Below are 17008 nucleotides of genomic sequence, written 5' to 3' on the forward strand. Positions count from 1 at the left end.
GTTTAACACTGGCATCTGCTCCCGCAATGGCACAAAATAATACTATTGAATTGCAAGATACGGGTTCAGATTCTCAAGTAGAACCAGCTTCCAAACAGCCTCAAGTTAATTATAAAGACTTACCTCCTTTAGACAACTCGCAATTTCCTAGCTCTAACCCCACACAAGGAATTGATCCTCTGCCACCAGCAAATACAAGTTTTGCCACCGACGAAACCGACTACACTCTTGGGGCAGGAGATCAGATTAAGCTAGATATTTTCCAGGTTGCCGAGTACAGTGGCGAATATCCTGTTTTAGTTGATGGCACTATTAGCCTCCCTCTAGTTGGTAGAGTTGACGTGAGGGGTTTAAGCCTCAAAGAAACATCTGAAGTAGTTTCTAAAAAGTATGCAACTTACCTCAAAAGACCAATTATTACTGTCGGTTTAGTCGCACCTCGCCCTCTGAGAATTGGTATTGCCGGAGAAGTAGATAACCCTGGTGCTTATGAGGTAACTCTTACTGCTGATGACCCTCAGTTCCCTACCGTTACAGATCTATTAGAGCAGGCTGGTGGTATTACTACGATTGCCGATGTACGCAATGTTAGAGTAACCAGAAGCAATGGTGGCAAGGGTAAAGAAGTTACCTATAACTCCAATCTTTGGGATCTGTTAACCAAAAATCAAATCAGGCAAGATATTTCTTTGCGAGATGGGGACACGATTTTTGTTCCTACCACTGCCAAGATTAATACTACCGAGTTAGATAGATTGGCTCAGGCAAGCTTTGGTCTACAGTCCGATAAACCAATCAAAGTAGCGGTAGTGGGCGAAATATATCGTCCAGGATCTCACTTCATTCAGCCTGAGTTATTAGGTCGAAATAATAACAATGGAGCAAACCAGGGTAAGCAAGAGTCTATTCCCCCTAGACTTTCCCAAGCCATAAGTGCTGCTAGCGGAATTAAACCTTTAGCTGATATTAAAGATGTTCAGATTAAGCGGACCGCCTGGAATGGTGAAGAAAAAATTATTGCCGTAAATCTGTGGGACGTTATTCAATCTGGAGATACCAGCCAAGACATTATCTTGCAGGAAGGAGATAAAATTATCATTCCCCAAGCCACCGCCTTGACTGAAGCAGAAAGACAAGAAATAGCTGCAAGTACTGTTTCACCAGATGAAATTACCGTCAATGTGGTCGGTGAAGTTGTTACTCCAGGACCAGTACAGGTAAAGCCTAATACTCCACTTAACCAAGCAATTTTAGCTGCTGGGGGATTTGATGCTCAGCGTGCTAATAGCAATGAAGTCGAACTGGTTAGCCTCAAACCTAATGGTACAGTTGATAAACGTCAAATCAAGATCGACCTTGGTGCAGAAGTTAATGAAGAAACTAACCCTGTTTTGAATCAAAACGATGTCGTAGTTGTCGGTCGCTCTGGTAGTACCTCTGCTACTGACAGCCTTGGCAAAATTACTAGTCCTCTTGGGGGGTTATTTGGCTTATTTAATGCCATTTTCTAGACATAAATCATGATATTGTCACCCATGGTTCTGATCAATTTGTCAGGACAATGGGTTACTATGCAACCAATTTGACATAATCCGTGTTGTGAGGATTGAAAAAATAATGCCCGATAGAAGTCCAGATCGCTCTACATATCTTCCTTTAAAAGATCAAAACGGCAAGGGAGTTAGCCATAAAAATGGCAATAGCACTTATTCCTATTCCTTCCCTGTTTCTAAAGTAGCGGAAGCCGAAGGAGATAGTATCGATCTACGTCAACTGTTCAGCATGGTTAAACATCGTTTACGTTTAATTAGTGCTGTGGTTGCTGGGGTAACTATAACAACAGCAATTATCACTTTAAATCAGAAAGCAAAATATCAGGGTAGTTTTCAACTGTTGGTAGAGCCTGTAGCCAAGGAACAAGAAGATCCTTTGGCTGCATTGCAGCCAGATCTCGGTGGCTTAGATTACGACACTCAAATTGAAGTATTACGTAGTCCTCGGGTTTTAAATCCGATCATTAAAGAGCTGGTCGCCAAATATGCCGAAATTAATTATGAAGAATTAATTAAGCCCAAAAGATCTCCTTTAAAGATTGAGCAATTAGATGAAACCAAAATTTTAGAGGTATCTTTTATCGATCATGACCCAGAGAAGATTCAATTTGTCCTGGACAAATTAGCGGCAGCTTACCTAAGTTATTCTCTTGATGATAAAAGAGCCAAAGCAAAGCAAGGTATTGATTTTGTGGAAAGTCAGTTACCAGGGGTGAGAGCTAGGGTCAATCAATTGCAGGGTAAATTACAAACATTTCGCCAGCAATATAATCTGCTCGATCCAGAAAAGCAGGCTCAGATTCTGGCACAACAGCGAGTTAATTTTGAGTTGAAGTATTTTGATACTCAAGCTCAACTAAAAGAAACTAGATCTTCCTATAGTCTATTGCAGAAGCAATTAAACTTGAATCCGCAACAAGCTTTAGCTGCAAGCTACTTGAGTGAATCTCCTCGATATCAAAATTTACTTAATGAGTTACAGAAAATTGAGATCGACTTAGCTCAAGAATCATCGCGTTTTTCCGCTGCAAATCCAGTAATCCAGAATTTACAAGAAAAGCGAACTCGTTTACTTGCTTTGCTACAGCAAGAAGCTGGTGGTGTTTTAGGACAAAATTTGGCGGGTTCAGTTGATAATTCCTCTAACCTTACTTCTCCCAGTAGTTTACGCTTAAAACTAAACCAGGAATATATTGATTCAGCTAATAAAATCGAAATTTTACAGCTAAGAGAACGAGTTTTACAAGATGAAATTGCCAAACTTAACGATTTAACTAAGCAGATGCCGGTAATTGCTCGTCAATACACCGATCTTAATCGTCAATTGGTCGTTGCTACCGAAAGTTTAAATCGATTTTTAACTGCTAAAGAAGAGCTACAGCTACAGGTGGCACAACAAGCTCTTCCCTGGCAAACCATTTCTCCTCCAAAAGTATGGCTTGACCCTGTCTCACCCAAGATTCCGCAAAATATCGCTTTAGGCTTGCTCTCAGGCTTGATGCTCGGCTGTGCAGCAGCGCTCTTTGCCGAACGGCTCGATCCAGTATTTCATTCGCCAGAAGAATTAAAACAGAGCATTAATTTACCTCTTTTGGGTCTTATTCCCGTTCAAAAAGATCTCCATCCTGCTGATGAAGCTGATGAACTGGCAACAGCACCTAAAAAAGAAAAAATTAGTTTGCCTCAGCTACAAATTGGGAATACAATCTTGAATCTCAATCGCTCCATTAATTCAACTCCAACAAATCCTCTAGATAATAGACAGAAATGGAATATTAGTTCTCCTTTTTTGGAGTCTTTTCGTTCTCTCAACACCAATATCAAACTTTTAGGTTCTGATACTTCTTTACGTTCTTTTGTAATTAGCTCTTCTATTCCTTCTGAAGGGAAATCGACTGTTTCTTCTCATCTAGCTCAAGCAGCAGCAACGATGGGACAAAGAGTAATGCTGATTGATGCAGATTTACGCCGTCCTCAGGTTCATCGCTGGCTAGGTATCGAAAATCAGCAGGGATTGAGTAATGTTTTAGCCACTGGATTAGATGTGGAAGAAGCAATCATTAAAGTTCCTCAATGGGACAATTTATCAGTCATTACGGCGGGAGATATTCCTCCTGATCCAACTCGACTGCTTTCTTCACAAAAGATGTTTGCTTTAATGGAGCGTTTGAAAAGCAGTCGCCAATACGATCTGATTATTTACGATACTCCTCCTATTTTAGGATTTGCCGACGGTAGAATTTTGTCAAATCGTACTGATGGCATTGTGTTAGTGGTAAGAATTGGGAAAACCGATCGCTCTTTGCTCAAGCAAAATATTGAAAACATCCAGATGTCGAATGTTCCAGTATTAGGGGTAATTGCCAATCATGTCAACCATACAACTAACTCCTATCACTATTACAGTCATTATTATGCTGATCGTAAGTAACTTAGCCTTTGCATCGATGGACATAGCAAGCAAAATTAACTAATTAAATAGCGAATTTTTTCAATACCTCTTAGAGGTAGGTATAAATTGTTATATATTATTAGATTAAAGTCATCATAAAAATAAACAAATCCAACCAGCGTGAACTTGCCAGTTATCTCTTCTACCTTCTTTCTAACTCTGCTGATGATGATCGGTTTGTTTTTCTTTATTCGCGCTTCTGTTAAAGATCGTACTAAACAAATTCAATTGCTTCCTGCTGAGTCGGAAGATGTTTTAATCAAAAAGTTGCAGGAATATTTTGAAGCTAGAGCCTACCAGTTAACCTCCGTCGATCCCGAAACTAAACAAGTGGCATTTAAAGGATATGTACAACCAAGTCTTTTCTTGGCTATTCTCCTCAGCTTATTAGCCATCATCGGCTTATCGTGCTTAATTTTGGTTCTCTTACTGCTTTTTCCAGATTTTAATCGTTTTGCTTGGCTATTACTTTTGATTGCTCCCTTAGCTGGAGTATTCTATTGGCAAAAAGCTGGTCGTTGGGAAAATATAATGCTCCAGGTCATAGCAAGAAGCGATCGCCCAAACCTAGTTAGAGTTACTGCTCATCGGGATGAATTAATTCAGCTACAAGAAAACCTAGCTGTGAAGATTTTAGATTGATGGTATATGGTATATGTATGTATAGCAGAGCTGGTAAAAATAAGCACAATCTTCACAGTAAAAAGAGAGGGAAGCGGATTCTCTCTCTTTAAAGTTAGATTTTTATTAATTTTTTATTGTTAGATTTTTTATTTAAGTTTAAGATAAAAAATCTAGTGGGTAGTAGCTGTCGCGACCACCTTGTCGCCTTCCCAATCTTGAAGATCGATTGACTGTAGGCTGGGGAACAGAAAATGATTTTCTTCAACATACTGAGCGCCAAACAGCCCTTTTTCTGCCCAAAAATAGCGATCTGTGGTGTGTTCGTTTCGCTTGACCACTAAGACTGCTGGAGGCTGGATTCCAAGGGAGGCGATATGATTACGAGCAGCAGTGACGGGTTTTTCATCACCGCTTTCTATGTGATGCTGAGGTACAATTTCTAAAATCTTCCGACCTTCTTGACGACGACGGCTTTTGCGTTTGCGTTTCCTTGCCAACCCTTTTACCTCCTAAAATTTGTTTACTAAATATTGTGTTATTAGTTACTATTCATAGTGCTATTGTATCGTAATGAACAAAAAAAATCAACTCCCTATTAGAGGAATTACCTAGAGAAAATCAAATTTAGAAAACAAGTAGAATAACATAATGTTACTTATTTTAAGATAAGAAAACATTAAGCAGTATCCTTGAAAAAACATGAAATAGAGACTAGGTTTGCGCCTGTTTTACCGATTTAAGCTCAAACTTGTAGTGAATTTTAGTTCGTGAAGCACTAGTATTGAACAATCATATTTCCAGTCCTGAATTTACCACTCTCTGTCAATCCCAGCTCTCTTTGCTATCTCATGGTCTAGGTGCGGTTTGGAGTGTGATCTATTTAGCTGAGAACATCAGTGAAGATGAACAAACTCAACTGTTTCCTTTTGTTATCTATCCTCAAGAGGGAAACCAAGGTTTTTGGGAATTACCACCGATTAAGCTAGCTGAAATTTGGCAAGCATCTCAGTCGTATTTTATTGCTCAATTGTTACCAGACTATTTAACGAGTCAGATAGAAACTCAAAAGGCAGATAATTGGCAGCTAGAAGTGGCTAAAACCAAGCAATTAATTTTCCCCTTAATCCACCAAGAAACTTTTATGGGTTTGCTCGTGACTGGACGAGAGGATCGAGAATGGCAACCCCATGAGCATCAACAAGCAGAAGAGATTGCACGAACAATTGCCATTGCCCGTTTTATTGAGCTTCAGTATGGTTGGACACGGAATGAACTATTACAACAAGAAAATTTAAGGCAAATTGAACACGACCGCCTTGATAATCTGGTGCATCAACTCAGAAATCCCTTAACTGCTCTGCGCACCTTTGGCAGACTGCTTCTCAAGCGTATTTTACCTAGCGATTCTAATGGTAAACTAGTAGAAAGTATTTTAGCTCAAAGCGATCGCTTTGAGGCTCTATTAGAACAGTTTGAAGCCGAATCAGAGCAACTGCCTAAAATTAATCGCGTTAATAATTCTTTGCCTTTATTGGAAACTAAACAGAGAAATATTGACCAGAGTAGTTTTTTGTTGCCTAGTTCGACTGCCGAATTACATCCTGTAGATTTGAAACAAATTATTGAACCATTATTAATTACGGCTAGTGCGATCGCTCTTGAAAGAAACATTGAGTTAGTTAATCACCTACCCGCAATTATTCCGTCAGTAATAGGGGATTTAGCTGCCCTGAGAGAAATTTTTAATAATTTACTAGATAATGCTTTAAAGTACACAGCTTCAGGGGGAAAAGTGCATCTCGATCTAGCCATGAGTCGGGACAAAATGTTAGGTATTGCAGTTCAGGATACAGGTGTGGGGATTCCTTTTGCCGATCAAGAACGTATTTTTGAGCGACATTATCGAGGAGTTCAGGCTCAAGGGGATATTACGGGGACAGGCTTAGGACTGGCGATCGCTCAAGAGTTAGCGCTTAAAATGCGCGGTGAAATTGAATTGATTAGTCCCAATAATTTGTCAAAAGATAGCCCTGGTACTACCTTTATTGTCTGGCTACCTAGTATCAGTGGGCTACCAGCAAAAATTGATAATTGAAAACTGATGCGAAAACTCTATTTTTTAGTGCCAGGAACAACAGGAAAGTTTGGCGGGGGAGGTTTATGGGCAGAATTGAATACTTGTAAATTAGCGCAACAAATTTGTGAGGCAGAAATAGTTACCTATCGGCAGCGAGAATCAGAGCAGGCTTTTTTAGCCGATATTTTACCTGATAGCGATCCCGAAGCACGGGGCAAGCCTAATCGCCAATCAGCAATATTTATCATTGGCTGGGGTTTTGATGCACCCAAGATTATCACTCAGCTTTCAAGGCAAAATGTAGTTTATCATGCTCATAGCACCAACTACGGGTTTTCTCTTCCTCCTGATGTGCCGATTATTACCGTCAGTCGCAACACAATGGGTTACTGGGGTGAAAAAGCGACGAGTAGCTTAATTTACTATTTACCCAACCAAATTAGCGACGAGTTTTGTAATCTTCAGCAAACAAGAGACATCGATATTTTGGTACAGACGCGCAAATCTTCAGAATATCTGCTGCAACAGTTAATTCCCGCTTTACAGGATTTGTATAGAGTAGAAATTATCGACAGTTATGTTCGTGATTTAGCAGGGTTATTTAACCGCAGCAAAATCTATCTTTATGACTCCGCAGAATATTGGGCAACTAGCGGTGTTACCGAAGGCTTTGGTTTACCCCCGTTGGAAGCTTTAGCCTGTGGTTGTCAAGTATTTTCTAGCGTTAATCATGGGCTAGCTGACTATCTCGATCCTGGGTTCAACTGCCACAAGATTGCAGGATATGCTTTAGAGTATGACCTAAAAAGAATTAAACAGGTATTGCAACTATCCAACTCAGAACCAGATTCTCCAGATTCTTGGGGCGAATATCGCAGCGATCGCCTAATTGCTAAACTACAAGTGATTTTGACTGAAATAAATCAGTTTTTTGACGAGCAACCACACCTAAAAACTAAAATCGAAAATTTAGATTCTCGGCGAATTCAAAAGTTAAAAATTCAACAATTTTGGGGTAAATTACAGCGAAAACTCAGTCCAAAGTAGATCTTTAGCATCGCTCTGCTAGTTAAAGACTTGTGTGCTAGCTGTAGCAAGCTTTTTGTCTCAGCAATTGGAGTCAAAATGTGCTAAAATATTAAGATAAAATGCGACTATTTTAGGCTTTACTGGCTGTAAAAAAGAAGCTTGTAGAGTTTATCAGCCATTAATCCAAATTATTGCATATATTTGGAGTTTTTCACAGTATGACCACTTCCCAGGAAAGGATTATCCCCACTGATCTAAGTAACGAAATGTCGCGTTCCTATTTGGAATATGCGATGAGCGTAATTGTCGGCAGGGCGTTGCCCGATGCTAGGGATGGTCTAAAACCAGTTCATCGTCGCATTCTATACGCAATGTATGAGCTTGGACTAACCCCAGATAGACCATTTCGTAAATGCGCCCGTGTTGTCGGGGAAGTATTAGGTAAATATCATCCTCATGGTGATACTGCTGTCTATGATGCTTTAGTCAGAATGGCGCAGGATTTTTCCATGAGAAATCCTTTAATCAACGGACACGGTAACTTTGGTTCAATCGATAACGATCCTCCCGCAGCGATGCGTTATACAGAGTGTCGTTTGCAGGCTTTAGCAACAGATTCTCTTTTGCGAGATATCGAAGCCGAGACTGTAGATTTTGCCGATAACTTTGATGGCTCGCAGCAAGAGCCTGTCGTTCTCCCCGCCAGAATTCCCCAATTGCTGCTGAATGGTTCTTCAGGGATTGCTGTGGGGATGGCAACTAACATTCCGCCCCATAATTTAGGGGAGGTGATCGATGGAGCGATCGCCCTGATTCAAAATCCAGAGATTAGCGATCTCGATTTGATGCAGTATATCCAAGGACCCGATTTTCCCACAGGGGGACAAATCATTGGCAGATCTGGCATTAGAGAAGCCTATACCACGGGTCGAGGCTCAATTACTATGCGGGGGGTAGCCGAGATTGAAACTCTGCAACAGCGAGGCAGAGCAGATAAAGAAGCAATCATTATTACTCAGCTTCCTTATCAAACCAATAAAGCTTCCCTCATTGAAAAAATTGCCGACTTGGTTAACGACAAGCGGATTGACGGAATTTCTGATATTCGTGATGAAAGCGATCGCACAGGAATGCGCATCGTGATTGAACTTAAGCGGGATGCTTATCCCCGCGTTGTCCTCAACAACCTTTATAAGCAAACTGCGGTTCAAAGTAATTTTGGGGCAAATATGTTGGCGTTGGTCAACAACGATCCTCAACTATTGACAATTCGTCGCTTTCTTGAAGTATTTCTAGAATTTCGCGTTGAGGCGATCACGAGAAGAACTCGTTACCAGTTACGCAAAGCAGAAGAAAGGGATCACTTACTACAGGGTTTATTAATTGCCCTAGAAAACATTGATGCAATTATCGGCTTAATTCGTGGGGCAGCCGATACTGCTACCGCCAAAAACGAGCTAGTGGAAGGATTTGGGCTGTCTCAAACTCAAGCCGATGCTATCTTGCAAATGCAGCTGCGCCGTTTAACGGCTTTAGAAGCAGAAAAAATTCAGGCAGAACATGAAGATCTGCAAACCCAGATTGCCGATCTCAACGATATTTTGGCGCGCAAAGAGCGGATCGAAGAAATTATTGAGTCGGAACTGACTACGATTAGAAACGTTCACGCGACCCCTCGTCGCACTGAGATTGTTCAGGGAGAAGGAGATTTATTAGACAAAGACCTAATTGCCAATGAGCAGTCAGTTATTTTACTCACCGAACAGGGCTACATCAAACGGATGCCTGTTAGTGCTTTTGAAGCTCAAAGCCGCGCCACTAGAGGTAAAGCTGCCGCCAAAATGAAGGAAGATGACGGGATTGAACATTTCATGACCTGTTGTGACCACGATACGGTGATGTTTTTTAGCGATCGCGGTGTGGTTTATTCCTTTCCTGCCTATCAAATTCCTGCCACCTCTCGAACAGCGAGGGGAATTCCGATTATTCAGATGCTGCCTGTTTCCCAAGCAGAGAAAATAACCTCGATGATTGCGGTGAGCGAGTTTACTGAAGATGAGTATCTGATTATGTTGACTCGCAAGGGCAATATTAAAAAAACCGCCTTATCAGCTTTTGCTAACATTCGTGCCAACGGTTTAATTGCAATTTCGTTGCAGGACGAAGATGAACTGCGCTGGGTGCGCTTGGCAACCAATGAAGACAGCGTGATTATCGGTACACGTAAAGGCATGGCAATCCACTTTCAAACCAATAGCCAACAACTACGTCCTCTGGGTAGATCGACCAAAGGTGTCAAATCAATGAAGCTCAAGGGTGATGATGAACTAATTAGCATGGATATCATTCCCTCACAGATTGTGGCAACGATCGATACCAGCTTTGATGACGAGGATGATGATGACAACGCCGAAGAATTAGTGGATGAAGGGATAGACCAAGGACCTTGGTTACTAGCAATTACCAAAAATGGTTATGGGAAGAGAGTGCCGATTGGTAAATTTCGCCTCCAAAACCGCGCAGGAATGGGAGTTAGAGCGATAAAATTCAAGGCTAATGATGACCGACTAGTGGCGATCGATATCGTCAATCCAGAAGACGAACTTATGATTGTCACTAATCGCGGTATTATGATTCGTCAAGCAGTTAATGCTATCTCCTTGCAATCCCGTAATGCCACAGGGGTAAGGGTTCAAAGGCTAGATAAAGATGATGCGATCGCTGCTGTTGCTCCTGTTCCTCCTCTGGTAGCAGAGGAAGGAGAAGGAGAAGAAAAAGAATAAATAACTAAATAAATAGCTTGTAATTATTAATTAAGTTATCAACAGAGGGAAATTCTCTCTGTTTTTTTACTTAGATCAGTTTAAGTTAAAATACGGCAGATAATTTTGGGAGAGCGAACAATGCTAGAGATATATGTGCAGAAAAAGCAGTTTATGTAGTTAGATATAGCAATCTAACCCCCGTAAGGGTGAAGTAAAGATTAAAATTATGGAGTCTTAGTGAACTCTCTTTTAGACAATTGTGTCGATGGATAACAATCTTGTAGGACAAACTATTCAGGGACGTTATTACGTCGTTAGTCAACTGGGAAGAGGTGGTGTGGGAGTAACTTTTCTAGCTCAGGATCGGCAGTGTTTCGACAGTCAATGTGTTGTCAAACAGCTTAAACCTAAAACAGCGAATCCTCAAGCCTTGACCATAGCTCGTAAGCTATTTAATCGGGAAGCAGAAATCATGAACCGTTTGGGTCATTGCGATCGCATTCCTCGATTATTGGCTTATTTTGAACAGGATCATGAATTTTTCTTGGTTCAAGAATTAGTTGAAGGGCATGATTTAAGCCAAGAGATTTTGCCTGGTCAACCTTGGTCAGAAACTAAAACATTAACTTTTTTAGAAGATGTTCTCGAAGTATTGCTAATTGTCCAACAAAATAGCGTCATTCATCGTGACCTCAAGCCTTCTAATTTGATGCGTCGTCGTCAAGATAATAAGATCATCTTGATTGATTTTGGCTCGGTCAAGCAGGTAAGTACGCAGATTATTGATGCTGGGGGACAGATCAAACAGACTGTGGCAGTGGGGACTAAATCTTATATGCCAATGGAGCAGATAATGGGTCGTCCTGGGTTTTACAGCGATATTTACGCTCTAGGGATAATCACCATTCAAGCCTTAACAGGAGTTCATCCTCGAGAATTTGCTATTGATGATGATGGTGAAATTATTTGGCGTAGTCAACTCAATCCGCAAGTTCACTATCAGCCTCGGTTTCTGGATCTGCTGGATAAAATGGTGCGCTATCGTCATCAAGAAAGATATAGTTCTGCAGAAACTGTTTTGTCAGACTTAAAACAGCTAGATGCAACTCAAAATAACCATAAAAAGACGCTAATTATTCCCAAAAGCGCCCCTAAACCCCAACCTCAACCACCTCAACCTGTTGCTAATACAAACCCAACAACTACCGTTGCTAATAGTCAGCCTGCACCAATTAAACCAAAAGCTATTGGTCAAACTACAGTAATTACTAACTCAGTTCAATTTCCTCCACCAAACTTTAACTCACCAGTCACCAAGTCCCCCAAGTCCCCCAAGTCCTCCAAATCTAAGTCAAAGATATTATCTCTACTACTGCTAAGCTCACTGGCACTGGTAACTGCTGTAGGAGGTTGGATTTTAGTTAAGCAGATTAAACCACAAATTGAGTTATCGCTGTATGAAAATTACGACCTGGGTTTTCGTGTCGATTATCCTCAAAGCTGGTCAAAGCAAAACCGAGACGACTTTTTAGCCAGAGGAGCAGTATTTTTCTCTCCTTTAGAAAATGATACAGATCAGTTCAAAGAGCAAATTAGTGTTTTAGTCGAAGATCTGTCAAGGGATCTATCTTTATCTGAGTATACGAAGCAATCCCTGGCAGAAATCAAGCAACTTTCCGACCCCAATATTGGAGCAGCTCAAGTAGTTGCGATGGGCGCAAATGAAGGGCGACAAATTATCTATCAAGGAGAAGAAAACGGTAATCCTGTACAAAGAATGCAAACCTGGTCAGTTAATAACAATCGAGCCTACGTGATTACTTATACTGCTTTACCAGAGAGCTTCAATGATTATTTGCCTACAGTAGAAGAAATGATTGAATCTTTTGAAATCACTAGATAATGGGCAATAGATTTGCCTGCTTGGACTTCTGTGCATAAGTCCACTCAACCTTGATTAAATAGGAATGGTGATCTTTTCTTTGCCTCCCAGCCCAAAAGCTTCATGAACTGCCTGGAGAGCCCTAATGCCATCTACTTCATCAATAACACAGCTAATTTTTATTTCTGAGGTAGTAATCATTTGAATATTAATATTTTCCCGAGCCAAAGAAGCAAAGAATTTTGCAGCCACTCCAGGATGTCCAATCATGCCAGCACCAACGACACTTAATTTGGCGATCGCTTTATATCCTGACACCTGACCACAGTTAATCTGGCGATCTAATTCGCTAATTACCTGGCAGGCTAACTTCTCATCGGATTGTGCCACGGTAAAGGCAATATCACGAGTGGGTTGACCATTGATAATGTGGCAGCGTTGAGACTGAATAATGGCATCGACGCTAATATTTTTTTGTGCCAAGAGAGTAAAAATTTGCGCAGCCATACCTGGGGTATCGGGAACATGGCGAATCGCAATTCGAGCTTGATTAGTATCAAGCGCCACACCCCTAACGGGAGGTTGATTTACTTGATATGGGCGGGAAGTAATTTCTTTTTGAGAACCCAGATCGACATCAAAGGCTTGAGAGAGGAGATGTAGGGCGCGATCGCATTCTGCTTCGTCAATCACGCAGCTTACCTTTACCTCTGAGGTTGAGATCATTTGAATGTTAATGCGGGCATCGGCGAGGGTTTTAAACATCTTGGCAGCAATTCCAGGGCGACCAATCATGCCAGCGCCAGAAATAGCCACCTTGGCAATTTGGCGATCGATTATTACTTCGGCTTCTGAGGTAAGACTAGGGTGAGTTCGCCAAGAAGGAGCGATCGCTTCTGCTACAGCCGAAGCTGCTTTGAGGACGCGATTAACCACAGTAAAGGCGATATCATTCGTATTTCCTTCGTGAATCGACTGAATAATCAAATCTACATCAATATTTTGGGTTGATATTTCGCCAAATAAACTGGCTGCTACTCCAGGAGCATCTGGCACTCGTAACAGAGCAATTTTTGCCTGGTCGCGGTCTACTTCTACACCATCCACCGCTTTAGCAATTTCCATTCCCTGTAACGAGCGGGGTTGGGGTAAGCGAGAAACTACTCTAGTACCAGGGCGATCGCTCCAGCTAGACAGCACCACCAACGGCATGCCATAATTACGGGCAATTTCTACCGCACGGGGATGAAGTACTTTTGCACCTAAACTAGCTAGCTCTAGCATTTCATCTGCGGTAATCTCCGACATCAATTGGGCAGTCGGCACTAGACGAGGATCGGCGGTGAGAATTCCTGGAACATCGGTATAAATCTCGCAGCGGTCTGCTTTGAGAGAAGCTGCTAGGGCAACGGCAGAAGTATCAGAGCCACCGCGACCAAGAGTAGTAATTTCCAGATCTTCGCCGTTACTAACTCCCTGAAAACCAGCTACTACCACCACCTCTCCTTTAAGAAGGTGTCTTTCAAGGCGATCAGTACAGACTTGAAGTATTCTCGCTCGACTGTGTTCGGCTTCAGTGACAATCCCCACCTGCGCTCCCGTGAGAGAAATTGCCGATTGTCCTAATTCCTGTAGCGCCATACTCAAAAGAGCGATCGTGACTTGTTCTCCTGTAGAAAGCAGCATATCCATCTCTCGGCTGCTAGGATTATTCGAGATCTCGTTGGCTAGCCTAACCAGAGTATCGGTGGTTTTGCCCATTGCCGAGACGACGACAACCACACTATCTCCTGACTGCACGGCTTGACTGATTCTTTTGGCCACCGCTTGAATTCGTTCTACTGAACCAACAGATGTCCCGCCATATTTTTGAATAACTAAAGCCATAATCTTTATTTCAATCCCACCAAAGGCATCGCCTATATTACCAGTTATTAACTACAAGTCGCCAGTAATTTATCAAAGCTTATGTCTTAAATATTAAGGAACAGATATAACAAAGGGTCAGGAGTTTTTTGCTACTTGAAAATAATTATTTATGTATTTAGCTAGTTTTAAACTTACTACAATGATTCAGCAGAAGCTAAATAATCGACATAGTTGGGGAAATAATTTCTTGTCCGCCATGCCAAATCTGACCATCAAGAGCCATTTGCTCAATTAAACTGGCTAAACGCAGAGCCTTCAACGCCTGTTCTCCTCCTACAGAGGGGCGTTCTCCTCCACGAATACAGTTCACAAAATGTTCTATCTCTGCATAAATTGGTTCTATATTACTGGTATATACTTTTTCGGTAATACCGTCTCGCTGGTAAGGAAGCTGCTCTATAATCAAACTATTAGACTGATGACGGTGAATCAAAATTTCGTTGGTAAGGAAATCAGTTTCAATGAGAGAATTTTTACAGTGAGCTGCTAAACAGCGAATTTTGCGGTGAGTAACTTTGGAAGCGGTGAGAGTTGCTACCACACCATTGGCAAAACCTAGGTTGGCGGTAACATAATCTAAATTGCCCGAATTACTTGAGGTGCTTCCGCTGGCGGTGAGTTTAACTACTGGTGCTGCGGATAATTCTAGGAGCAAATCAATATCATGAATCATCAAGTCTAAAACTACAGACACATCGTTTGCGCGATCGCTATAGGGACTTAAACGACGTGCTTCTAAAGCCAAAATGCTTTCTGTCTGAATGACTTTGCTCAATTCCTTAAAGGCTGGATTGAACCTTTCAATATGACCTACCTGCAAAATACACCCTGTTTCCGCCGCCAAATTAACTAGGGATTCCGCCTCGGCAAGGTCGGCAGCAATGGGCTTTTCGATCAGGATATGCACCCCTGCTTTGAGGCAACGCCCACCTACTTCATGATGCAGCTTAGTGGGAACAGCAATACATACTGCATCGACTACAGGTAACATGTCCTCATAATTTTCATAAAAATGAGTTTGATATTGACTGGCAATTTTGATGCCTCTGGCCAAATCGATATCAGATACACCAATTAATTCGATGTCTTTGAGTAAACTCAGAATGCGAACGTGGTGTCGTCCCATATTACCTACACCAATTACACCCATCCTCAGTGGGGGCGACTGGTTTTTAGCATTGTTTAGCTGCCGATCGAGATTAGTATACACTTTATAAACAAACTCCTTCACCAATAAATCGATAAGTATAACCGATATTTTTTCAATCCTAGAATCATCCAGATACTATCATAGAGATCATCAATGTAAATCTTAGTTAAGACAGATCAGAAAGTGTGCCTAGTATTTAACTAGATTAAGGTGGGCTAATTAGCGAAAAAATTGCTGTAATTAATAATTACTGATAATTCTCGTAATTTAAGCATTTATCCCCTACTTTGGTGCTTAACTACAGTTAATTTAGACACAATCGAGAAAAATGATCTTTGAGGCTGAATCTTATTGGTTAACTAATGCTCATATTCCTAGTTGTTTGCTCAATTTACCTAATCTTCCCCAACCAACAATAGAAGGTTTATGTGTAGTTGATCTCAAAATTAGTCAAGGCAACATCGAACAAGTTACTATTGCCAACTCCATCAAACCAGATATTCCTTGTCTAGATTTACAGCAACAAATCCTACTTCCGTGCCTAATAGATGTCCACACTCATTTAGATAAAGGTCATATTTGGGAGCGATCGCCTAACCTAAATGGTACGTTTGACCTGGCTTTGAGTCAAGGGAATATTGATCGAGAAAAGTATTGGCAACCAGAAGATGTTTATCGTCGCATGGAGTTTGGGCTTAAGTGCAGCTATGCTCATGGTACTCAAGCAATTCGCACCCATATTGATTCCTCTGGTAAACAAGCAGATATTAGTTTGGAGGTGTTTCAAAGTTTGCAGTCGGCTTGGCAAGATAAAATCACTCTCCAAGCGGTTAGTTTAGTGAGCTTAGATTATTACCAAACTCCAGCAGGAGTATCCTTAGCGGATAAAATTGCTGAGATTGGCGGTATTTTAGGTGGTGTGGGTTGGCAAAATCCCGATCTAGAAACTCAATTAGACACTGTATTTACTTTAGCTCAAGAAAGAAACTTGGATTTAGATTTCCATGTGGATGAGAATGGCGATCCTGACTCGATTTGCCTTCAGAAAGTAGCTCAAGCTGCAATCAAGCACGACTTTAGTAACCAAATTACCTGTGGACACTGCTGTAGTCTAGCGGTACAGTCTGCTGATGTAGTCAATAAAACGATTGAGCTAGTTAAACAAGCTAAAATTGCCGTGGTTAGTTTGCCCATGTGCAATCTCTATCTACAAGATCGGCAGCTAGCCACAACTCCCCATTGGCGTGGTGTAACTAGAGTGCATGAATTACAACAGCAGGGTGTACCCGTAGCTTTTGCTAGTGATAATTGTCGCGATCCCTTTTTTGGCTTTGGCGATCATGATGTCTTGGAAGTGTTTGAGCAAGCAGTGAAAATTGCTCATTTAGATGCACCTTATGGAGATTGGATTGCCAGCGTCACCACAATTCCCGCAAGAATCATGAATTTAACCCTAGGGAAAATAATCCCAGGTAATTCAGCAGATCTAATTATCTTTCCTGCTCGTTACTTTAGTGAATTATTAGCGCGATCGCAACATAACCGCA

At 41.4% G+C, this 17008-nt stretch carries 11 protein-coding genes; 8 read left to right on the forward strand and 3 right to left on the reverse strand.

Annotation, left to right across the window (positions count from 1 at the left end):
• The 3 genes from C7B62_RS19250 to C7B62_RS19260 all read left to right on the forward strand — a co-directional run.
• The coding region (locus C7B62_RS19250; protein ID WP_106240830.1) for a polysaccharide biosynthesis/export family protein at positions 1–1511 on the forward strand (1511 nt) is incomplete at its 5' end.
• A gap of 106 nt (positions 1512–1617) precedes the next feature.
• On the forward strand, positions 1618–3984 hold the full coding sequence (locus tag C7B62_RS19255) for a polysaccharide biosynthesis tyrosine autokinase (RefSeq protein ID WP_106240834.1): 2367 nt from the start codon (positions 1618–1620) through the stop codon (positions 3982–3984).
• A gap of 141 nt (positions 3985–4125) precedes the next feature.
• Positions 4126–4647 carry a cofactor assembly of complex C subunit B gene (locus C7B62_RS19260; protein ID WP_106240838.1) on the forward strand — a complete coding sequence of 174 codons (522 nt, stop codon included), beginning with the start codon at positions 4126–4128 and terminating at the stop codon, positions 4645–4647.
• 152 nt (positions 4648–4799) lie between these two features.
• Here the strand turns inward: C7B62_RS19260 and C7B62_RS19265 are convergent, their stop codons facing one another.
• A complete protein-coding gene (locus C7B62_RS19265) occupies positions 4800–5126 on the reverse strand; it encodes a DUF3155 domain-containing protein (RefSeq protein ID WP_106240841.1) in 327 nt (108 codons plus the stop codon).
• Between the two features lie 284 nt (positions 5127–5410).
• On the opposite strand from C7B62_RS19265, the gene C7B62_RS19270 reads away from it, so the two are divergent.
• The 4 genes from C7B62_RS19270 (at position 5411) to C7B62_RS19285 (ending at position 12403) form a co-directional block, all read left to right on the forward strand.
• Positions 5411–6724 carry an ATP-binding protein gene (locus C7B62_RS19270; protein ID WP_233220050.1) on the forward strand — a complete coding sequence of 438 codons (1314 nt, stop codon included), beginning with the start codon at positions 5411–5413 and terminating at the stop codon, positions 6722–6724.
• A 6-nt stretch (positions 6725–6730) separates the two neighbouring features.
• Positions 6731–7753, forward strand: a complete 1023-nt coding sequence (locus C7B62_RS19275) for a glycosyltransferase (protein ID WP_106240847.1) — start codon at positions 6731–6733, stop codon at positions 7751–7753.
• A 200-nt stretch (positions 7754–7953) separates the two neighbouring features.
• Positions 7954–10518, forward strand: a complete 2565-nt coding sequence (gene gyrA, locus C7B62_RS19280; RefSeq protein WP_106240851.1) for a DNA topoisomerase (ATP-hydrolyzing) subunit A — start codon at positions 7954–7956, stop codon at positions 10516–10518.
• Positions 10519–10765: 247 nt separating this feature from the next.
• Positions 10766–12403: a serine/threonine-protein kinase gene (locus tag C7B62_RS19285; RefSeq protein ID WP_106240853.1), complete on the forward strand. Its 1638-nt coding sequence runs from the start codon at positions 10766–10768 to the stop codon at positions 12401–12403.
• A gap of 54 nt (positions 12404–12457) precedes the next feature.
• On the opposite strand, the gene C7B62_RS19290 is transcribed toward C7B62_RS19285, so the two are convergent.
• On the reverse strand, positions 12458–14269 hold the full coding sequence (locus C7B62_RS19290; RefSeq protein ID WP_106240856.1) for an aspartate kinase: 1812 nt from the start codon (positions 14267–14269) through the stop codon (positions 12458–12460).
• A 196-nt stretch (positions 14270–14465) separates the two neighbouring features.
• Positions 14466–15461, reverse strand: coding sequence for a Gfo/Idh/MocA family protein (locus tag C7B62_RS19295; RefSeq protein WP_106240858.1), 996 nt, complete (start codon positions 15459–15461; stop codon positions 14466–14468).
• A gap of 328 nt (positions 15462–15789) precedes the next feature.
• Between C7B62_RS19295 and C7B62_RS19300 the strand changes: the two genes are divergently transcribed.
• Positions 15790–17008: cytosine deaminase (locus C7B62_RS19300; protein WP_106240862.1), on the forward strand; the 1219-nt coding region annotated here is incomplete at its 3' end.

It is taken from the genome of Pleurocapsa sp. CCALA 161 (assembly GCF_003003995.1).
Lineage (GTDB): Bacteria > Cyanobacteriota > Cyanobacteriia > Cyanobacteriales > Xenococcaceae > Waterburya.

Coding starts and splice junctions, on each gene's coding strand:
- gyrA (WP_106240851.1), top strand. CDS start 7,954: ATGACCACTTCCCAGGAAAGGATTATCCCCACTGATCTAAGTAACGAA.
- C7B62_RS19295 (WP_106240858.1), bottom strand. CDS start 15,461: ATGGGTGTAATTGGTGTAGGTAATATGGGACGACACCACGTTCGCATT.
- C7B62_RS19290 (WP_106240856.1), bottom strand. CDS start 14,269: ATGGCTTTAGTTATTCAAAAATATGGCGGGACATCTGTTGGTTCAGTA.
- C7B62_RS19275 (WP_106240847.1), top strand. CDS start 6,731: ATGCGAAAACTCTATTTTTTAGTGCCAGGAACAACAGGAAAGTTTGGC.
- C7B62_RS19255 (WP_106240834.1), top strand. CDS start 1,618: ATGCCCGATAGAAGTCCAGATCGCTCTACATATCTTCCTTTAAAAGAT.
- C7B62_RS19285 (WP_106240853.1), top strand. CDS start 10,766: ATGGATAACAATCTTGTAGGACAAACTATTCAGGGACGTTATTACGTC.